The organism is Halobacillus litoralis (assembly GCF_020171725.1).
Taxonomy (GTDB): Bacteria; Bacillota; Bacilli; order Bacillales; family Halobacillaceae; genus Halobacillus; species Halobacillus litoralis_F.
In genome coordinates this window covers 307,271-327,702 of sequence record NZ_JAIVAJ010000006.1, presented here as the reverse complement: position 1 = coordinate 327,702, position 20,432 = coordinate 307,271, and the positions used below count along the sequence as shown (strand labels likewise).

General features: G+C 46.9%; 17 protein-coding genes. All 17 read right to left on the bottom strand.

The annotated features are described in order from the left end of the window. Nucleotides 1–69: 69 nt before the first annotated feature. Nucleotides 70–1,566, bottom strand: coding sequence for a glycerol kinase GlpK (gene glpK, locus LCM20_RS13595; protein WP_225196022.1), 1,497 nt, complete (start codon nt 1,564–1,566; stop codon nt 70–72). 13 nt (nt 1,567–1,579) lie between these two features. Continuing rightward, entirely contained in the window at nt 1,580–2,392 is an 813-nt protein-coding gene (locus LCM20_RS13590) for an MIP/aquaporin family protein (protein ID WP_225196021.1), read from the bottom strand. Between the two features lie 106 nt (nt 2,393–2,498). Next, nucleotides 2,499–3,044, bottom strand: coding sequence for a glycerol-3-phosphate responsive antiterminator (locus LCM20_RS13585; RefSeq protein WP_225196020.1), 546 nt, complete (start codon nt 3,042–3,044; stop codon nt 2,499–2,501). Then, the gene (locus tag LCM20_RS13580; RefSeq protein WP_225196019.1) at nt 3,041–3,565 is read right to left on the bottom strand and encodes an acyltransferase; all 525 of its coding nucleotides are present in this window, start codon (nt 3,563–3,565) and stop codon (nt 3,041–3,043) included. The genes LCM20_RS13585 and LCM20_RS13580 overlap by 4 nt, the downstream gene beginning before the upstream one ends. Nucleotides 3,566–3,569: 4 nt before the next feature. Then, the gene (ppaX, locus tag LCM20_RS13575; protein ID WP_225196018.1) at nt 3,570–4,208 is read right to left on the bottom strand and encodes a pyrophosphatase PpaX; all 639 of its coding nucleotides are present in this window, start codon (nt 4,206–4,208) and stop codon (nt 3,570–3,572) included. Then, the gene (locus LCM20_RS13570; RefSeq protein WP_225196017.1) at nt 4,183–5,136 is read right to left on the bottom strand and encodes a nucleoside recognition domain-containing protein; all 954 of its coding nucleotides are present in this window, start codon (nt 5,134–5,136) and stop codon (nt 4,183–4,185) included. The genes ppaX and LCM20_RS13570 overlap by 26 nt, the downstream gene beginning before the upstream one ends. A 14-nt stretch (nt 5,137–5,150) precedes the next feature. Next, the gene (lgt, locus tag LCM20_RS13565) at nt 5,151–5,987 is read right to left on the bottom strand and encodes a prolipoprotein diacylglyceryl transferase (protein ID WP_225196016.1); all 837 of its coding nucleotides are present in this window, start codon (nt 5,985–5,987) and stop codon (nt 5,151–5,153) included. 15 nt (nt 5,988–6,002) lie between these two features. After that, nucleotides 6,003–6,941: an HPr(Ser) kinase/phosphatase gene (gene hprK, locus LCM20_RS13560; RefSeq protein WP_225196015.1), complete on the bottom strand. Its 939-nt coding sequence runs from the start codon at nt 6,939–6,941 to the stop codon at nt 6,003–6,005. Between the two features lie 411 nt (nt 6,942–7,352). Next, nucleotides 7,353–7,697, bottom strand: coding sequence for a phage holin family protein (locus tag LCM20_RS13555; RefSeq protein WP_225196014.1), 345 nt, complete (start codon nt 7,695–7,697; stop codon nt 7,353–7,355). Between the two features lie 16 nt (nt 7,698–7,713). Beyond that, entirely contained in the window at nt 7,714–8,748 is a 1,035-nt protein-coding gene (locus tag LCM20_RS13550) for a DUF4097 family beta strand repeat-containing protein (protein WP_225196013.1), read from the bottom strand. Nucleotides 8,749–8,883: 135 nt separating this feature from the next. Continuing rightward, on the bottom strand, nt 8,884–9,540 hold the full coding sequence (bshB2, locus tag LCM20_RS13545) for a bacillithiol biosynthesis deacetylase BshB2 (protein ID WP_225196012.1): 657 nt from the start codon (nt 9,538–9,540) through the stop codon (nt 8,884–8,886). Beyond that, the gene (locus LCM20_RS13540; RefSeq protein WP_225196011.1) at nt 9,533–9,904 is read right to left on the bottom strand and encodes a YojF family protein; all 372 of its coding nucleotides are present in this window, start codon (nt 9,902–9,904) and stop codon (nt 9,533–9,535) included. The genes bshB2 and LCM20_RS13540 overlap by 8 nt, the downstream gene beginning before the upstream one ends. Before the next feature lie 74 nt (nt 9,905–9,978). Beyond that, nucleotides 9,979–12,855 (bottom strand): excinuclease ABC subunit UvrA, encoded by a 2,877-nt coding sequence (uvrA, locus tag LCM20_RS13535; protein WP_225196010.1) that lies wholly within the window; start codon nt 12,853–12,855, stop codon nt 9,979–9,981. 7 nt (nt 12,856–12,862) lie between these two features. Then, nucleotides 12,863–14,845, bottom strand: coding sequence for an excinuclease ABC subunit UvrB (uvrB, locus tag LCM20_RS13530; RefSeq protein ID WP_225196009.1), 1,983 nt, complete (start codon nt 14,843–14,845; stop codon nt 12,863–12,865). Between the two features lie 136 nt (nt 14,846–14,981). Continuing rightward, nucleotides 14,982–18,197 carry an ATP-binding protein gene (locus LCM20_RS13525; RefSeq protein WP_225196008.1) on the bottom strand — a complete coding sequence of 1,072 codons (3,216 nt, stop codon included), beginning with the start codon at nt 18,195–18,197 and terminating at the stop codon, nt 14,982–14,984. Further along, nucleotides 18,194–18,553, bottom strand: coding sequence for a response regulator (locus tag LCM20_RS13520; protein ID WP_225196007.1), 360 nt, complete (start codon nt 18,551–18,553; stop codon nt 18,194–18,196). The genes LCM20_RS13525 and LCM20_RS13520 overlap by 4 nt, the downstream gene beginning before the upstream one ends. Further along, complete coding sequence (locus tag LCM20_RS13515; protein WP_225196006.1) at nt 18,528–20,186, bottom strand: diguanylate cyclase; 1,659 nt, start codon at nt 20,184–20,186, stop codon at nt 18,528–18,530. Before LCM20_RS13515 ends, LCM20_RS13520 begins: the two co-directional genes overlap by 26 nt. Between the last annotated feature and the right edge of the window lie 246 nt (nt 20,187–20,432).

Sequence of the window (20,432 nt, the reverse complement as noted above, 5' to 3'; positions counted from 1 at the left end):
TCTCTCCTCATCTCCGACCAAATATTAACTTACCTTTATTATATCAGTATTGAGGCAGATGTCAAAAGGTTAGGATTTCTTAAATACTCTTGTAGCTTCAACTGCTTTCTGCCAGCCTTTATACAGATCTTCGCTCTTATTTTCGTTCATATGAGGATCAAATTCTCTCTCAAGCTTCCACTGGCTGCCGATCGCTTCACGGTCCTTCCAGAACCCGACGGCAATCCCAGCCAGGTAAGCGGCACCGAGTGCTGTCGTTTCGTTAATCTCTGGTCGTTCAACTGTGACATCCAGCAGGTCACTTTGGAATTGCATAAGGAGATTATTTTTGACTGCTCCACCATCAACTCGTAACGTTTTCAATTCGATACCTGAGTCTTCAACCATGGAATTGACAACATCCTTCGTCTGATAAGCGAGTGATTCCAGCGTCGCACGTACGAAATGTGCTTTTTTCGTACCACGTGTTAATCCAAAAACAGCACCACGCGCTTCACTGTCCCAGTAAGGAGTGCCTAATCCGACGAAGGCTGGTACGACGTAGACGCCGTCCGTAGAGCTGACTTCACCGGCAATCTCTTCACTTTCCGGCGCACTCTTGATCATTTCGAGGCCATCTCTCAGCCATTGGATAGCGGATCCTGAAACAAAGATGCTTCCTTCCAGTGCGTAGTGGACTTTGCCGTCGATTCCCCAGGCGATTGTCGTCAGCAGACCGTTATCTGACTTCACGGCTTCTTCACCTGTGTTCATCAACATAAAGCCACCGGTTCCATACGTATTCTTCGCCATCCCTTTTTCAAAGCAGGCCTGACCGAATAAAGCAGCCTGCTGGTCTCCGGCAATACCGGCAATCGGAACTTCCTGTCCGAAGAAGTGATAATCCACTGTATGAGCATATACTTCAGACGAAGGCTTAACCTCAGGCAGCATGCTCTTCGGTACCCCTAAAATATCCAGCAACTCGTCATCCCATTTCAAATCGAAGATGTTGTACATAAGAGTCCGGGATGCATTGGAGTAATCTGTGACATGCTCAGCTTTACCTGAAAGCTTATAGATCAGCCACGTGTCGATGGTCCCGAACATCAGGTCGCCATTTTCCGCTTTCTCACGGGCACCATCCACGTTATCTAAAATCCACTTCACTTTGGTTCCGGCGAAATAAGGATCGAGCAGCAGCCCTGTTTTATTTCGGAACAAGTCCTCATGTCCCTGCTCCTTCAATTCATCACAAATTTCCTGAGTCTGGCGGGACTGCCACACAATCGCTTTATAAATCGGCTTTCCTGTATTTCGATCCCAGACGACCGTCGTTTCGCGCTGGTTCGTAATTCCTATTCCTTCGACCTGGCGTGCTTCTACATCTGCTTTTCTCAGCACGTCGGCAATACACGACAAAACAGACGTCCAAATCTCATTGGCATCATGCTCGACCCAGCCCGGTTTAGGGAAGTGCTGTTCGAATTCTTTCTGTCCGGTTTCCACGATTTCACCGTCATGATTGAATAAAATCGCCCTTGAGCTTGTCGTCCCCTGATCAATTGATAAAATGTATTTCTCCATTATTTCCACTCCCTCATGAAGATTTAGGTGATAGACTTGCCTTTCTTAACTCTTTTCTCATCGATGCTAGTAAGATTGCGATGACAACAATCGTCGCAATCCAGAACCATACATTCGGACTCGCTTGAAAGACCGCCTGATAAAACAGACCGCCGTAAATACCGCCAAGAGCAGGACCCAGCACCGGAATCCATGAATAACCCCAGTCTGATCCCCCCTTACCTGGAATCGGGAGCACCGCGTGTGCGATTCGCGGACCCAAGTCCCTAGCCGGGTTGATGGCATAACCAGTCGTAGAACCGAGAGACATCCCGATGGCCACGATCAACAAACCAACGATGAACGGGTTCAATCCGTCTGTAAATTCATTGGCCCCGATAAACAAGAGCCCCATGACCAGTACGAACGTCCCGATCATCTCACTCACTAGGTTGGAGATCGGACTTCGGATGGCAGGGTCTGTACAGAAGATCGACTTGATGGCAAGCTGGTCTTCTGTATCCTTCCAATGCGGCAGGTAATGAAAGTACACAATCGTCGCTCCGACAAAGGCGCCGATCATCTGCGCTGTAATGTAGAGCGGTACCTTCGCCCACGGGAAATCTCCGATTGCGGCAAAGCCGAGTGTTACAGCAGGGTTAATATGGGCACCGCTTACATTTCCGACCGCATACACACCCATGGCCACCGCAAGTCCCCAGGCTAACGTAATGAGCACCCAGTTCCCTTCAGCTTTCGTAGCTTTCAAATTCGCCCCGGCGATGACACCTCCACCGAGTATGATGAGAATCATTGTACCTATCAGTTCCCCCATGAATTCACTCATGTAAAAAGGGACCCCTTTCCTGTACGGATCTGCGCAGTAAAAAACCACACAGTGGTCTACTGTGTGGCTTCTGCCCGCTTCACGTTAACCGTTATGTACCACCGGCTTAAAATGACCATAGTTCAGAGCGTGAAGTCGTAATAGCAGAAGCTCCGGACTCGAATGCCTGAGAGACTTCTTCAGGTTTCCTAATGAGACCGCCTGCAATAACAGGGACACCCACTTGATCCTTTATCTCTCTTATCATACCCGGCAATAGTCCTGGTAAAACTTCCACATAATCGGGCTGCGTCTTCTTAATGATGTTCAGATTATGCTCGACAGCTTGACTATCAATGAGGAATAGCCGCTGTATCGACAGCATTTTTTGTTTTTTCGCCAGTTTAATAATATGCGCTCTTGTCGAGATGATCCCGTCCGGCTTCACTTCCTGGGCAATATACTCCATGCCATAATCATCGGCTTTCAAGCCCTGCACAAGATCGATGTGAATCAGCACTTTCTTGTCAGCCTTGTGCGCCACTCTCACCAATTTGCGAAGCAGCCCGAGACGTGTTTCGAGAAGAACGATATATTCTGTATCGCGCTCAAGCAGGGATTCAAAGTCCTTGATCGATTTCACAGCGGGCAGGACAGACTGTTCAATGCTCATATCAGCTTCTCCTCCTTGCTCATTCGCTTTTCCATCTCTTCTTTCGTATAAATGATCCTCATCGGGTTCCCACCGGCAAACACACCAGGGGGAACGTCCTTATGGACAAGAGTGCCTGCCGATACGACAGCACCGTCTCCGATTGTAATCCCGGGGAGAATGGTCGTATTCGCTCCGATCATGACTTCATCACCAATGATAACATCCCCCAAGCGATACTCGTTTATCAAGTATTCATGGGCAAGGATGGTCGTATTGTAGCCGATCACCGTATTTCTCCCCACTTGGATCCGTTCAGGGAACATGATGTCGACCATCACCATCAGGGCAAATGCCGTCTGATCTCCGACTTTCATTCTGAGGAAGGTGCGATACAACCAATTTTTCATTCCGAGCAGTGGCGTATAGCGTGCCAGCTGAATGACGATGAAGTTCTTTACGACTTTGAAAAATGGGACTGTTTTATAAATGTGCCAGAGCGAGTTGGCACCCTTTACCGGATAGCGCTCTGTGTTTCTCATGGTTTCAGCTCCCTGTAATGGCTAAAAGGTCACTCATCTGTTCAAGCATATAATCAGGCTCCAGTCGATCGAGCACCTCACGGCCTTTGACGGTCCAGGCAACGCCCGCTGTCTTCGTGCCGGCGTTCTGTCCCGCTTCAATATCATGGGTGTTATCCCCGACCATGATGGTTTCAGCAGGTTCTGATCCAAGCGCCTTCAAAGCTGTTTCGATCGGCTCTGGATGGGGCTTCGCATGCTCGACGTCATCTAAGGTGACGACCGTTTCGAACAGTCCATCGAGGTCTGTAAGCTCAAGACCCATGTTCACCGTATAGCGCATTTTTGTCGTTACGATGCCCAGCTTGAAGCCTGCGTCTTTCAATTTTTTTACCGTCTCGACTACTCCGTCATACGCTTTGACATATTCATTGTGGTGCTCGACGTTATGCGTGCGGTACGTTTCTATCATATCTCCTACACGATCAGGGTTGATTTTCTCCAAGCTCTCTTTAAGAGGAGGCCCTATGAAATCAAGCACCTCTTCCCGCTTGTATTCGCGATCCCCGTATTGGCGGATAGTATGTTGAAACGAGGCGATGATCAATTCGTTGGTATCGATTAATGTTCCGTCTAAATCAAAGAGAATGGTACGAATGCTCATTTGCGACTTCCTTTCTATGCTGTAACTTATTCCAAATCAATCCGACTAACGCCGTTAAGACGATGGCTGTCAGAAGTCTGATAATCAATAGCGGCCAAACAGGGATCCCGAGCGGAATGAATACCAGCGTGTCTTCGACGACCGCATGGCAGGAGACGAGAAACAGAACGGCGAGATACATATCCTTCTTGGATACGCCGTCCTCTTCTACGGCCTGGATCATCAACCCTGCACCATAAGCTAGACCGATGGTGAGACCTGCTACCAGGGTCATCGACGTATTCCGCTCCATCCCGAGAAACTTCGTCGCCGGAGCCACCCATCCAGAGAATCGATCCAGCCACCCTTTTTCACGAAGGTATTGCATGAACACCATCAAAGGAATCACGATCAAGGCCAGCTGCACGATCCCCATGAAAGCCGTCTGCAAGCCTTGCAGTACAATCTCTGTCCAGCCATCTGGATCGGTAGTTTTAGCAGGAGCGAGACCGTACTTGGCGATCTCATTCCCACCTTTCCAAAACAGATTGATGACAAAAGCAGAGATGAAAGCAAGGGCGAGACGGACACCGACGACGATCCACCAGCTGACACCCACGCGTTTCGCAACCGTCGATTCGATGATCAGGTTGTGAGAGAAGGACATCATAATGGCAAGGATGAACACTTCTTTCACTGTAAACTCAAACGATAAGATCGCACCGATTCCGGCATATAAGTTGAGAAAATTACCGATGACAAGCGGCACCGTTGCCTCTCCGGATAATCCGATCAAACTCATGAACGGTTCCAGCTGCTCCATCACAAAAGGAAGAAACGGCGTGTACTGGAGAATGGTCACGATCAAGGTCACAGGAAAGATGACCTTTCCGAGCGTCCACGTTAACTCAAGCCCTTTCTTTCCTCCTCTTAGTATGATCCCTTTCATGATGCTATTCTCCTTTATTTCACTTTTTTCCCGTTGTAATGTCGATTCGCATATCCAGCCTTACGAAGATAGATCATCAGTCCGACTGCCAGAATGACAAGAAGAACGGAAATCAACTGGGCTGTACGAAGCTGTCCGACTACGTATAAACTATCCGTCCGCATTCCTTCAATAAAGAAACGACCGACAGAGTACCAAATGACGTAGCTTAAGAACACATCACCACGGCGCGGGTTAAACTTGTGACGCAATACTAGAAGAAGTGCAAATCCTATAATGTTCCATACCGATTCATACAAGAACGTAGGGTGATATAACGTTCCACCGATACACATCTGCTGGTTGATGAAACCAGGCAGATACTGCATGAAATTATTATAAAACGCTTCTGAAACAGGACCGCCATGAGCCTCCTGGTTCATGAAGTTCCCCCAACGGCCGATCGCTTGACCGAGGATGATACTCGGTGCTGCGATATCCGCAATCTGCCAGAATGAGATATTACGGACTCTTGTGTAAATGTATGCTGTTAAAACAGAGGCGATCAAGGCACCGTGAATCGCGATTCCGCCTTCCCAGACGGCAAACACATCCCACCACGGACCTTCGCCGATATATCGATCCCACTCGAAGAGAACGTAGTAAAGACGCGCTCCGATAATCGCAGCGGGAATCGCATAGACGACAATGTCAATCATATAATCTTTCTTAAGACCGAGACGTTCCGATTCTTTCGTGGCAAGAAGTAACCCTAGAAACGCTCCTGTCGCAATAATCAGGCCATACCAATAAATCGATATCGGACCTAATTGCAAAAATACCCGGTCTAATGCTTCCGTTGAACAAGCCATGGCTCTGGCCCTCCTTTATATATCTTGCTGATCTTGATCTTGGTCGATGACTTTCGTGAGGCGCTCAGAAAATTCTTCTGCCGCGTTCACACCCATCCGCTTCAGACGGAAGTTCATGGCTGCCACTTCGATAATGACAGCTAAGTTACGTCCCGGACGTACTGGAATGGTCGCCTGTGGCACTTCAACATCCATGATTTTCATCGTTTCTTCCTCAAGGCCGAGACGGTCGTATTGCTTGTTCTTATCCCACAACTCCAGGTTGATCACAAGCGTAATCCGTTTATAGCTGCGAACTGCTCCCGCACCGAACAATGTCATCACATTAATGATGCCAAGTCCACGGATCTCAAGCAGGTGCTCAATCAAAGGCGGGCTGTTTCCGATCAGCGTATCGTAGTCTTCCTGACGAATTTCCACGCTGTCATCCGCTACAAGGCGGTGCCCTCTCTTCACAAGTTCAAGCGCTGTTTCACTTTTACCAACACCACTTTGCCCTGTAATGAGTACACCAATTCCGTAAATATCCACAAGTACTCCGTGGATGGCTGTAAACGGGGCAAACTTCGTCTCTAAGAAGTTCGTCAAACGGCTGATCACCCGCGTCGTTTTATAAGGAGAGATCATTAAAGGAACGCCCGCTTCACGAGCCGCCTCATGCAGCTCGGCCGGAATATCCATTCCTCTCGTAATGACAATTCCTGGTGTCACATCCGTGCACAATTTAGCTGCACGTTCTTCACGCTGTTCTTTTGATAACTCATTGAAGTAGGACATTTCGGTTTTGCCGAGCAGTTGAAGTCGTTCTTTAGGATAAAACTTAAAGTAACCTGTCATCTCTACTCCAGGTCTGGAAATATCACTTGTATGTATTTCACGGTGAATTCCATCCTCACCTGCAACTAATTCCAAAGCAAATTGTTCAAGCAAATCTTCAGTTCGAACCTTACTCATTCACGTCTGCCTCCTTGATCTTGGTCAATCACTAGCCCCTATTGTAGCATATTTTCCATACCGAGCCTTCTGTCTAAATCCAAAAACCTCCGGAAACACGAAAAAGGTCGAATAAGCATCAGCTTACTCGACCTTAGGATGGTTTGTTCTGTTTTCATAATGCAGAGAGCAGCTGGCTGGAAAACACTTCGCTTTCCGCGGCCCAACAGGACGTTGGGTCGTTCGACGTTGCCATAGGACATGGCGGTTTTAGTTCGAACATCCTTGTTTACTTTAGTTAGGATCTCGCCGTGGTCCGTGCATCCCGCAGTGAGCGAAGCGAGCGAGGAAGCTCGGCACACGCCCATGGAAAGCGAGTTGTTTCCCACCCCACGATTCTCCTCACCTGATACAGACCCCTCCCCAAAACTCCTACTCCTTGATCAAACTATTGAGCACAAGGTTGATGAGGGAGATGATGATGGCGGCGAGGATGGCGATACCGAAGCTTGCCATTTCGAACGTGCTGCCAAGTAATAGATCGGTCAAACCAAGCGTAATGGCGTTGATCACGAATAGAAACAGCCCAAGCGATAGAATCGTAATGGGCAGGGTGAGCACCACGAGAATCGGTCTGACAATCGCATTCAGAATCGACAAAATGAAAGCCGCCAGCAGTGCACCTCCGATCCCCGAAATCTGCACGCCGTCAAGCAGCGCTCCTACTGCGATAATAGCAATAGCGTTAACGATAATGTGAAGAAACCAACTTTTCATACAGACCACCAACTTCCTAGCTGAATTGTTTATCTCCTGTATTTACGGTGACAGAGCCCGTTTTAGCTTCTGCCTCCAAGTGGAACGAGTTTTCAAATTCGGCAAAGGCTTCGAACTCTACAAGTTTATTCATAAATTCATCTTTCTGCTTCAAGACTACATGGTCCTCAAGTCGACAGTTGAGCTTTCCTAAATGAGAGCGCAGCACTCCATTGATCTGTTTTTGACTTGGTACTGTGACCTGCACCTGACCTGTTGAAGCCTTATAGTAGCCTTGATAAGCACGATCCCCTACATGATTCACGGTCACAAGGCCGCTAATGGCGGAAGCTTCACTTTTTCCAATCTGTCCGTCGAGCGTAATTTCACCATGTACAGTTTCCACATGACACGTTTCAAGGTCCGCTTTACGAATCGATACAGCACCATGACCCGTTTCGACCTTACAGCTTTCTCCCCTTATGTCCTGCAGCTCGACTTTTCCGTTAGAGGTTTTAATTTGAAGGTGGTGACTCTTTAAGGACGAGGATTCCAAGTGTCCGTTCGTCAAATGCGCTTTAATAAATTCGTAGGACTGATTCGGAACCTTCAGTTCGATGTCTGCTTTTACCTGCTTTGATGGACTTGCAAGTCTCAAAAGACCGGACTGAAGCGAAAATTCTCCGTCATCTCGAAAGCGTTCTTTAGCCTCTCGTTCGGATTGAACTTGATACACTTTGACTCGGTACTTCGCTTGAACGTTCTCCTGATCTGTAGGGACCAACTTTAATGAACCATTAGCAATCCATAAGTCCATATCTTTGATCTCACCAGGCTCGAGTTCCATCGTCGTGTCGAATTGCACCGACTCGCCGAATTTAAAGTCCAGGTCTACGTTTTTTATTTTTTCTACTGCGTCGTCAAAGAAATGACGAATCCCATATTTTTTCGAGTCACCAGTCTGCGTATGGGACTGAGCATCAGAGGTTGCTTTCAATAACTCAGCTCCTTCTTCAGCTGAGATAATTCCTTGTTCAATCATTTTAAGTATCTTCATCCGTTCATCTTCCATAACAAGATCCCTCCTTTTCCTTCTATATTCATCATTCCCCATCGTGTTTACAGAAAAACAACGAACCCCCTTTATGAAGTAGAAAAAAATGGTTCAATGAAAGTGGATTTACCTCTACTTTCATTGAACCATTTATTAAGAAAATTTGTATTTGTAAAATCGTTCGGTCTTCAAACGCTCCAGTTGTTCTGCGTGCTGATCCTGGCCTTTGATAAGACTCATCATCCCGTCTGCCTGGGATAGGTGGGCTTTGATGGCTGCAAGTTTTTTATCCCAGTATGGGGTGATATCATGGACAATGTGCGGTTCACCAAGATCCTCTTCGTGATTGTTCGTGATGGCATGCATCAAAATTTCAGGACGTTGATCCGAATCCATCAAACGAACGGCTTCTACAACGGCTGCACCAAGGGCATCATGGTCCGGGTGTACCGCATAGCCCGGGTAGTGCGTGATGACAGTCGTAGCACCAAGCTCGGAAATCCGTCGTTTCAAATGTTTGGCTACTTGTTCCCTCGATTCGAATTCCAGCGTCTTGTCACGGTATCCCAGGTACTCTACCTCGATGTCCAGTTCTTTAGCGGCATCAGCCAGTTCTTTCTTACGGAACTGGGCAAGTGTCTCGCGGTTCGCAAAGGGAGGGTTCCCCATATTGCGTCCCATCTCACCGCGGGTGCCACATAAATAGGTGACCGGCACCCCTTTGCTGCGAAACTCCGCAATGGTTCCAGATGCACCGAACGATTCGTCGTCAGGGTGCGGGAAGATGACAACAACATGTTGTTTAGTCATCTAAATCCGCCTCATGTGAGAAAGGTGTTTCACTGATTTCAAGAGCGACCATCAAACGCCCTTCACGGTCATGACCGGCCATCAGCAGACGCCCTTTGTCATCCACTTCAAAATCGGTCACACCTTCTGCATACACCCAGCCGATATCCAGTTTCAGTCCAACTCGGTAAGAGCCACCCGTACTGATGATTTTCCCGTGTTGGTAACGGACCTTCGCATTCCGGATAAACGCCCCTACATTGTAAGCTTCTTCGTCAAAATGACTGGCATACGCCCCGTTTGTCGTTTCGAGGTGGATATATACATCTTTCTTTGCAAGTGCGTCAATTTTGTTTTGTACAGCTTCTTGTTCGATTTTTTTCATATCGCATATCCCCCTTTATAGCGTTTTGTCTTCGAAGTACAGGTTACGAAATAGGCGGGAGCGTGTCAAAACATTTACTTACTGGTCACCTTTTCTTTCGTCTTCAGTTTTTCATCCATACGCTTCCGGTCACGTTCTAAAACGGGCTTCAAGTACTTACCTGTGTAAGAACCGCTTTGCTCCGCTACGTGTTCAGGCGTACCGCTGGCAATAATTTGACCGCCTTTTTCTCCGCCTTCAGGTCCGAGATCAATGATGTGGTCGGCTTCTTTGATGACATCGAGGTTATGCTCGATGATCAAGACCGAATCCCCATTCTCAACGAGACGCTGCAATACTTTAAGCAAACGAGAGATGTCATCGACGTGAAGACCGGTCGTCGGTTCGTCCAAAATATAGAACGACTTGCCGTTTGACCTTCGGTGAAGCTCACTCGCAAGCTTCACACGCTGAGCTTCCCCTCCGGATAGAGTAGTCGCCGGCTGGCCGAGCTTGATGTATTCCAATCCGACATCCGCGACCGTCTGTAAGCGACGTTTGATCTTCGGAATATTGGAGAAGAAGTCCAACGCTTCTTCGATCGTCATCTCAAGAACGTCTGCGATACTCTTGTTCTTGTATTTCACTTCAAGCGTCTCACGATTGTAGCGCTTGCCGTTACAAACTTCGCAAGGTACATAGACGTCAGGCAGGAAGTGCATTTCAATTTTGATGATTCCGTCTCCGCGGCATGCTTCACAACGGCCGCCTTTTACGTTGAAGCTGAACCGTCCTTTTTTGTAACCACGGATTTTCGCTTCGTTCGTCTGGGCAAATACGTCCCGAATGTTATCAAAGACGCCGGTGTAGGTGGCCGGGTTGGAGCGAGGCGTACGCCCGATCGGAGACTGATCGATATCAATCACTTTTTCAAGTTGCTCCATTCCTTCGATCCCCTGGTGTTTACCCGGCTTTTGTTTCCCTCTATGCAGCTTCATGGATAGGGACTTGTAAAGAATCTCATTAATTAATGTACTTTTCCCTGAACCCGATACACCCGTTACAGCGGTAAACAATCCAAGCGGAATTTCAGCATTGACTTTCTTCAGGTTGTTCTCTTCAGCTTTCTTAATCTTCAAGGAGCGACCATCAGACTTTCTTCTTTCTTTCGGCAGCGGGATGAATTTCTTCCCTGACAGATACTGACCAGTCAAAGACTTGCCGCTCTTCATCACCTGTTTCGGCGTTCCCTGTGTGACGACTTCGCCCCCATGGGCTCCTGCGCCGGGTCCGATATCAATTAAATAATCAGCCGCAAGCATCGTATCTTCATCGTGTTCAACGACGATCAACGTATTGTCCAGGTCACGCATTCGTTTCAACGTGCTGATCAAGCGGTCATTGTCCCGCTGGTGAAGGCCGATCGACGGCTCATCGAGAACATATAAAACACCTGTCAACGCAGAACCAATCTGGGTCGCCAGACGAATCCGCTGAGCTTCCCCGCCGGAAAGAGTTCCAGCTGAGCGTGAAAGCGTCAAGTAATCCAAGCCGACGTTCGCAAGGAAGGAGAGACGCTCGCAGATTTCCTTCAAAATCATACGCGCAATCGCTTCTTCTTTTTCCGTCAATTCTACACTTTCGAAGAATTCTTTCGCTTCTGTAACGGAGTAATCAGTCGTGATTCCGATATGCTTCCCGTTAATGAGAACAGCCAGCGCTTCTTCATTAAGGCGGTTCCCTTTACATTTCGGACACGGCTTTTGCGCCATGTATTTCTCCATTTGTTCACGGATGTAGTCTGAACTCGTCTCTCGGTAACGACGGGAGATATTCGGAATGACTCCTTCGAAATAGATCTCATTTTCACGGACTTTTCCGAAGTCATTTTCATAACGGAAATACACCTTTTCGTCTCCGCTTCCGTACAGAACCCGCTCCATCTGATCATCAGGAAGATCCTGAACGGGTGTATCCAGATCAATTCCGTAATGGTCGGCAACGCTTTGCAGAAGCTGCGGGTAATACTGTGAGCTTTGCGGCTCCCACGGCGCAATGGCGTGATCTCTCAAACTTCTGGACCAGTCCGGAATCACAAGGTCAAGGTCGACTTCAAGCTGTGTCCCCAGCCCGTCACAGCGGCTGCAGGCTCCGTATGGACTGTTGAACGAGAACATACGAGGCTCGAGCTCACTCACAGAAAAACCACAAACCGGGCAGGCATGGTGCTCGCTGAACTTCAGCTCTTCTTCTCCAATGACGTCCACAAGTGTGTGTCCGCCACCTAATTGAAGCGCCGTTTCCAATGAGTCTGATAAGCGGCCTTCGACGCCTTCTTTGACGACGATCCGGTCAACCACGACTTCTATCGAGTGTTTCTTATTTTTATCGAGTTTTATTTCCTCGGAAATTTCCCGCATTTCGCCATCGACACGAAGACGGATGTATCCTTCTTTTTGAAGTTGCTGGAACACCTTTACGTGCTCACCCTTACGTCCCGAAACAACAGGAGAAAGGATTTGCAGCTTCGTACGCTCTGGATACTCCAGTATCCGGTCGACCATCTGCTGGACGGTTTGCGAGCTGATTTCAATCCCGTGCTTCGGACAGGTCGGCCTTCCGACACGCGCATATAGCAAACGCAGATAGTCATAAATCTCTGTTACGGTACCGACTGTGGATCTAGGGTTACGACTGGTTGTTTTCTGGTCGATGGAAATGGCTGGTGATAGTCCTTCAATCGCATCCACGTCCGGCTTATCCATCTGACCCAGAAACTGTCTCGCATACGCACTCAAGGATTCAACATATCGACGTTGACCTTCTGCGTAAATGGTGTCAAAGGCTAAGGAAGACTTTCCGGATCCGGAAAGTCCAGTCATTACAACCAGCTTGTTTTTCGGAATATCGATATCGACATTTTTCAAGTTGTGGGCTCTTGCCCCTCGAATACTGATATATTTACTGGCCATCGTTCCATCATCCCTCCGCTTTCAGCTCAAGTAATGCATCTCGCAGTTCAGCTGCACGCTCGAAGTCGAGATCTTTCGCAGCCTGTTTCATTTCTGTTTCGAGGTTATCGATCAGCTCCTGACGCTCTTTCTTCGTCATTTCGGAAGGACGCTTACCTTCTGTTTCATAGGAACCGTCTTCCTCGGAAACTGCCGTTGCTTTAATGACATCTCGAACTTCTTTAATAATTGTTTTCGGCGTAATGCCGTGTTTCTCATTATAGGCAATCTGCGCTTCTCTTCTTCGGTATGTTTCATCAATCGCGAACTGCATGGACTTCGTCATCTTATCGGCATACATGATCACCCGTCCATTTTCGTTACGGGCAGCACGTCCGATGGTCTGGATTAACGATCGGTCCGAGCGCAGGAAGCCTTCCTTATCGGCATCTAGAATGGTGACAAGTGAGACTTCAGGTATATCGAGTCCCTCTCTCAGCAGGTTGATTCCGACAATAACATCGTACTTCCCGACCCTCAGATCACGTATGATTTCAATCCGCTCCAGCGTCTTGATTTCAGAGTGAAGATAGGCCACTTTCATTCCGAGGTCTTTCAAGTAATCCGTCAAGTCTTCGGACATTTTCTTCGTAAGTGTCGTGACAAGCACACGTTCGTTCTGTTCTTTACGTTTATTAATCTCTCCGACGAGATCATCGATCTGACCGTGGATCGGACGTACATCGATTTCCGGATCAAGTAGTCCTGTCGGGCGGATGATTTGTTCGGTCATCTTCGGAGTATGCTCGATTTCATATGGACCCGGCGTTGCGGATACATACGTAATCTGGTTGATGTGCTTTTCGAACTCGGGGAACTGCAGAGGACGGTTGTCCATTGCTGAAGGCAAACGGAATCCGTGGTCTACGAGCACCTGTTTTCTGGCACGGTCTCCGTTATACATCCCCCGAATTTGAGGAAGTGTAACGTGAGATTCATCAATGATGATTTGAAAATCGTCTGGAAAATAGTCAAGCAAGGTGTAAGGCGTTGCTCCCTCTTCACGGAACGTCAGGTGACGGGAATAGTTCTCGATGCCTGAGCAGAAGCCCATTTCCCTCATCATTTCCAAATCATAATTGGTTCTTTGTTCAAGGCGCTGGGCTTCCAACAGTTTGTCCTGCTCACGAAGCTCCGCGACGCGCTCTTCCTTTTCTTTTTCAATATTCTCAATGGCTTTTTTCAGTTTCTCATCACGGGTAACGAAGTGGGATGCCGGGAAGATAGCCACATGCTCACGATCTCCCACTACTTCACCTGTCAGAACATCGATTTCCCGAATCCGGTCAATTTCATCTCCGAAAAACTCGACACGCATCGCATGCTCTTCACGGGAAGCAGGAATGATCTCTACAGAATCTCCCCGTACGCGGAACGTACCGCGCTGGAAATCAATATCGTTCCGTGCATATTGAATATCCACGAGGTCTCTTAGAAGCTGGTCGCGGTCCTTTTCCATTCCCATTCTTATGGATAGAACTTGACTGCGGTATTCTTCTGGGGAACCGAGGCCGTAAATACATGAGACACTGGCAACGATGACGACATCGTTCCGTTCGAATAAGGCAGAGGTAGCCGAGTGTCTTAATTTATCAATCTCATCGTTAATGCTCGCATCTTTCTCAATGAACGTATCAGATGATGGAACATACGCTTCCGGCTGATAGTAGTCATAATAGCTGACGAAGTATTCAACAGCATTGTTCGGGAAGAATTCCTTGAACTCACTGTAAAGTTGCCCAGCCAGCGTCTTGTTGTGCGCGATAATCAACGTCGGCTTATTCACTTGTTGAATTACATTGGACATGGTAAACGTCTTACCTGTACCTGTTGCACCAAGTAATGTTTGGTGTTTAACTCCTCGATTAATACCATCGACAAGCTCTTTGATCGCTTTCGGCTGATCGCCTTGAGGTGAATATTGAGAGACTAATTCGAATTTATGATCCACGACGAAAACCTCCGTTCAGACTTTTCATCATTAGTTTACCACACTATCTTACCATTCTAACCTCTAACGAACAAACATTCGGTTTTTTGAATGTAAAAAAACTCCTGGGATGATATCTCAGGAGTTTTCTTACCTACTATTGGTCTTCCGCTATAAGGATTTGACCGTTTTTCTTGTTATGGAAAATGGTTTGGAGAATCACGGTTGAAAGCTTTCTCAATGGGTACGGTTTAACAAGATACCCTTCCACTTCAAGTTCCGTCGCCCGGTCAGTTTCACTGAGCGCACTTGAAATGAAAATCGGAACATCTTTCAAGTGATCCTTCGTCTTGATTGCTTCGATGACATCCCACCCGCTGACTTGATCGGCGAGTGTTAAATCGACGATGAATGCATCCGGCTTCATATTTTCCAGTGATTCTAATACAGTGGCACCTTCGTTATACAGCGATACCTTGATCGAAATATCTTCCAGCTCATCGACGATTAAATCAGAGAGCGTCTTATCATCCTCGATCAATACGACTTGAGGAGCATGACTGGTCTGCTTTTCCCCTCCTTTTTTCGGTTCAAAAAGAGGAAGGATGATAGAAAAGACACTGCCGACTCCAAGTTCAGAGTGAACAGAAATTCGCCCTTTATGAGATTCGACAATCTCTTTACTGATGGCGAGACCAAGCCCTGTGCCTCCGATTTTCCGTTGGCTCGAATTATCGATTCGGTGGAATTTCGTAAACAACTTCGGCAGCTCATGTTCAGGTATGCCTATTCCCTCATCTGAGATGTGGACATACACTTGATCGTGATCATTGTTCAGTGCAACGACCACTTCCCCACCATCAGGGGAGAACTTAATGGCGTTCCCGATGAGATTGGTGAACAGCTGAATCAGTTTACCCCGATCCGCCTGCACCACAGCGTTCGCCGCCTGATCGCAGAGCGTGATTTTATGCTTTGGATTACTGACCTGAAGGTTATCTGTAACCGAGTCCAACACTTCATTCAAGTTCAGAAGCTCTTTCTTAAACGTCTCTCTCCCTGCTTCCATCCGTTGCAGATCAAGGAAATCGTTGATTAGGTTCGTCAGACGTTTCGCTTCACTATGAATCGTATTAAGATATTTCTTCCGCCTGTCTTCAGACAGGTCGCGGTGAATCATCAGCTCTGTGTAGCCAAGCACACTCGCAAGCGGCGTCCTCAATTCATGACTGACCGTACTGACCAGGTTTGTTTTCATTTCGTTCACTTCATACTCGGTCGTAATATCACGGAAAACGAATAACGTCCCTTCTTTCTCCTCATGATGGAAAATCGGTTCACCATAAAGCTCAAGCACGCGCTTCTCTTCTTCCAGTTCGACTTCAAACCGGTGTGTGTTGGAAGGGGTGGCGTCGGAGAAGACCATTCCTTTGAAAAAGGAGATGAACGACTCGCAGTCGACAATATGATGACAGACTTTATTAATCCAGTCGTGAATCGTCAACGTTTGAAGGGATTCATAGATTGGGATATTCAAGAATTGCAGCCAGTTCTGATTGTACTGAATGATGCTGCCTTCATCATCCACAAATAGTATCCCCTCATTAATATTATCGATAATATCTTGGTTCAATTGACGATTGATTTCAGTCTGTTCATAGGACTCAATCCGTTCAATGTACAAGGATACACGTTCCAGAATCGTATAAATCTCTTCCATTTCTCTTTGTTCAAACCCTTTGCTGATACGTGTTGCCACGAACAGGGCAATGAGCTCTTTGTTGGAGTTATACAACGGTACGTGCAAATCAAACGCGGCGGTCCCTTCTGGAAGATAGCCCCGCTCTTCCGCGGTTACATTCCGTTCACGAAGGTAGAAGTTCTGGTGCTCGTTGAAGCGTTCAATGACGTGAGCGAACGTGTCTTTCGAATATTTATTACGATTCCACTCGCCCATACCAATTGTAGCCGCCTCTCCACTATCCAAGACAACAAACATGCCGTGCTCAAATGGATACAAGTAGGAAAGGCGGTGAATGACCACGTCAAGCAGCTGTCGTGAATCCATCGTCGCAGATAAGTCGTGGTTCAGTGTATTCATTTTCTCGACTTTTCCTTTTGCTTCTTCCATTTCCATCAAGGTCTGCTTAAGCTTTTTCGATGTTTGTTCACGTTCTGTAATATCCTGCTGAATGACGATGTACTGCTCCGTTTCACCCTCTTCGTTGATGTGTGGAACAATCGCCGTATCTGCATAGAACGGTTCGCCATCTTTACGAAGACAAGTCAGCTCCCCTTTCCAGACACGCCCCTGTTCCAAACCAGGAAATGCTTTCTGGATGTTTGTCGGGTTTTCTGTTTCCTGTCCTTTTATCAAGCTTAAGAAGTGACGCCCTTCCAGTTCACGCTCCCTGTACATCGAAAGGTCTGCTAAGTAGCCATTGCAAGAAACGATCCAACCGTCTTTGTCTAGGCGGGCGACCATGGAGGATTCATTGAGAGCAAGGTCTTTGTAGCGCAAATCATTCACATAGGATTCAAGCATCTCCTGCTGCGCGACCAACTCTTCGTTTTGCTGAGATAAACTCTCTTCTCGTTCTGCAATTTGTTCAGCCATATGACGGAACGACCTCGTTAACTTGCCGATTTCATCATGGCTTTTCGAAGAAGGGAGCTCGTGGTAACTACCTTTAGCCAGAGCTTCAGAGGCCTCGGACAACTCAACCAATGGCTTGCCGATGTTTTGACTGAGTTTACGAAAGGTTAATGACAAAATCAATAAAACGACGACCAACAAACCGAACATCAAGTATGAAATATTTTCTACACGACTTAAAAATGCCGCGTTCGTGTCATTCAATTCAATTTGGGATTGGCGAGATATATCGCGTAATTGATTTATTAAGCTGTTTATTTCGGTTGTGGTGGAGTTCACTCCGATTTGATGAATGGCTGCATAATTCTCATTCTCGATCAGCTCTTGAACCGGTGGGAAACGCTCTTCCCAGTACGCATCAACGAATTCATTAAGTGAATCGAGAAGTTGGAGTTGTTGTGTACTCCAATTCATTTGTTTAGCTTCTTTAATCTGAGCTTTCAGTGCCACCCTGTCTTGCCTGGCATCCCCAAGTTCAGTTTGGTTAGAAAAAGCAAGGTACCCCCTTACCTTGAACACCATAGATTCATAGGTAAGGGTTATATCGTTTAAGATGTCTCTTTTTTCGGCAAGCTGAATCGCTTCTAATTGCTGCTGCTCTTTATTTGAGTACTGAATCATAAAAAGTACAGAAGTTGCCACACAAGTAATAACCATGACAGATAGCATCGCAAGCAGAAATTTACCTCGGATTGACCTCTGAAAATAGCCGATCATGTGAGAATTTCCTCAACCATTTGAATCAGCTCCAATGGACTGAAAGGCTTTGCCATGAAGTAATGGATGCCGACATCCTTCGACTGCTGGATGTCCGACTCCTGCGTCTTCGCCGTCAACATAACGAGCGGTGTCTGCTGCTTCCACTCATCACTTAATTGAGCCGCCACCTCGATCCCCGTATATTCCGGCATCATATAATCAAGAATGACTAAATCAAAGGACTCCTTCTCAATCTTGGAAAGGGCCTGTTGCCCGTCCTCCGCTTCCACGATTTCATATCCTTCATCTTCGAGTGTATCGGTAATCAACATACGCAGTACATCTTCATCATCTGCGACCAGTATTCGCTTCATATTCTTTTCCTCCTTTGTGACGTTCGACAATCCGGTTTATTCTGGCAATCAACTCATCCATGCTGAACGGTTTCGTCATGTAATCATCCGCACCCAAGTCGAGTGCGCGGATAATGTCCTCCCCTTTTTGACGTGCAGTCAGCATGATGACAATCGAGTCTTGATCGAATTCCCTGAACTCTGCCAGTACATCCAGACCGTCCTTCCCCGGAAGCATGCCATCCAGCAAGACGACGTGCTTATACGCTTCTGATTGCGGCTCCTCCAAAAAATGCTCCCCTTCTCCGTAAGTCGAGACTTTCGTTGCTGATTGATAAAAGTTGAGCTTTGATAGTCTTTCCTCCAGCATTTGACGAATGGTCTCGTCGTCGTCCACTACCGAAATGTGGACGTGCTTGGAAAGAGAAGGAGCAGGCGTCAATTCAAGCCCTTGCTTGAAATTAACGACGATCCCCTTTCCATTATGTTTTCCTTTATAGAGCGCCGTATCTGCCTGGACAATCAGGTCCTCCATCTTCTTAATGCCTTCTTCCATTTCAGCCACGCCTGCTGTGAAACTTAGATGAAAGGTTTGCCCCTCCGTTGTATGCGCGACTCTCTTGAAATGTTGAAGGACATCTTCAATACGCCTTTTAGCCGCCTTTTGTCCAATCTGCGGCATCACCAAAATGAATTCTTCACCGCCATAACGAACCACAACATCTTCAGGTCTCGTCTGCTCTTGAAGAACGTCGGCAAGTTTTCTCAGCACCTTGTCTCCAACGATATGACCATATGTATCATTCACCTGCTTGAAGTTATCCAAGTCAAGGATGGCCAGACAAAAAGGCTCTTTCGTTCTCTTGAAGCTCTGCTTCTTGTTATCGAGCAGTTCATAAAGGTAGCTTCGGTTATAAGCTTTCGTTAATTTATCGGTCGTAATCTGTTTTTTTAAAGAGTTGACATGGAGCAGACGATTCTTGATAACGATATTCAGCAGTTCATAATCCAGCGGCTTCGGGAAAAAATCGAGAGCAGTCGTTTCATATACTTTGCGCATAAGCTGGCTGGACCGGTCGGCACTGATCACCATAATCGGCGTCAGGTTACTATTCGCTTGCGCCTCAATCTCTCGAACGACTTCAAGTCCATTTTTTCCTTCTAAGTAATAATCGATTACAATCAAATTCGGACGTTCATCGTAAAAAAGCTTCAACGCCCGTTCTTCTGTCGTCGCCATCAGGATATTATAGCCGTAAGACTCCATCGTTTCTCTGAAATGCTGAAGGAATTCCATATCATCTTCCAAAATAAGAATCGTAGGCTGATCCGCTATCGGGTCTGATGGTTCCTCCCGCTCGGGGATCACCGTGTCCGCTTCTTCATCAAATTCTACGTGTAATAGGATGGGTTGAAACAACTCCGCCCATTCCTCGCCACTCCACCAGCGTTCTGACTCCGGATTCAATTGATCCAAGGCTGACTCTGCCTCAGAAGAAAGACGGTGCAGTTCGATTGATGCCCCCGTCCCTTTAATCGTATGTAATAACTTATAGATGTCCTTTTCTTGCACACTCGTCTTAAGGTGCCAATCTGCTAAACGGTTCGAAATGTTTCTCAAAAACAATCTTTGATATTTTTCAAATGACTGCACACTTTCACTCCTATAACTTTATCATTCTCTATACTTATTATACTGAATACCATGACTAAATAACTAGCCATTACCAAATTTATCTTGTGATTCGAATTAAAAAAAGTTTTATAAAATAGATTGCGATTCAGCGCTCTCTCCACACGAATATTATCCAGCAAAAAGGACGCAAAGTCACGATATGTGGTAATAGAAACAGGCACAGCTGAAACTTTTTTTAGAAAATACCCAAACAGCCTTTCTCCA

Coding starts and splice junctions, on each gene's coding strand:
- hprK (WP_225196015.1), bottom strand. CDS start 6,941: ATGAGTAAGGTTCGAACTGAAGATTTGCTTGAACAATTTGCTTTGGAA.
- LCM20_RS13585 (WP_225196020.1), bottom strand. CDS start 3,044: ATGAGCATTGAACAGTCTGTCCTGCCCGCTGTGAAATCGATCAAGGAC.
- LCM20_RS13570 (WP_225196017.1), bottom strand. CDS start 5,136: ATGAAAGGGATCATACTAAGAGGAGGAAAGAAAGGGCTTGAGTTAACG.
- LCM20_RS13550 (WP_225196013.1), bottom strand. CDS start 8,748: ATGGAAGATGAACGGATGAAGATACTTAAAATGATTGAACAAGGAATT.
- LCM20_RS13555 (WP_225196014.1), bottom strand. CDS start 7,697: ATGAAAAGTTGGTTTCTTCACATTATCGTTAACGCTATTGCTATTATC.
- glpK (WP_225196022.1), bottom strand. CDS start 1,566: ATGGAGAAATACATTTTATCAATTGATCAGGGGACGACAAGCTCAAGG.
- ppaX (WP_225196018.1), bottom strand. CDS start 4,208: ATGAGCATTCGTACCATTCTCTTTGATTTAGACGGAACATTAATCGAT.
- bshB2 (WP_225196012.1), bottom strand. CDS start 9,540: ATGACTAAACAACATGTTGTTGTCATCTTCCCGCACCCTGACGACGAA.
- LCM20_RS13580 (WP_225196019.1), bottom strand. CDS start 3,565: ATGAGAAACACAGAGCGCTATCCGGTAAAGGGTGCCAACTCGCTCTGG.
- uvrA (WP_225196010.1), bottom strand. CDS start 12,855: ATGGCCAGTAAATATATCAGTATTCGAGGGGCAAGAGCCCACAACTTG.
- LCM20_RS13590 (WP_225196021.1), bottom strand. CDS start 2,392: ATGAGTGAATTCATGGGGGAACTGATAGGTACAATGATTCTCATCATA.
- LCM20_RS13540 (WP_225196011.1), bottom strand. CDS start 9,904: ATGAAAAAAATCGAACAAGAAGCTGTACAAAACAAAATTGACGCACTT.
- LCM20_RS13525 (WP_225196008.1), bottom strand. CDS start 18,197: ATGATCGGCTATTTTCAGAGGTCAATCCGAGGTAAATTTCTGCTTGCG.
- LCM20_RS13520 (WP_225196007.1), bottom strand. CDS start 18,553: ATGAAGCGAATACTGGTCGCAGATGATGAAGATGTACTGCGTATGTTG.
- lgt (WP_225196016.1), bottom strand. CDS start 5,987: ATGGCTTGTTCAACGGAAGCATTAGACCGGGTATTTTTGCAATTAGGT.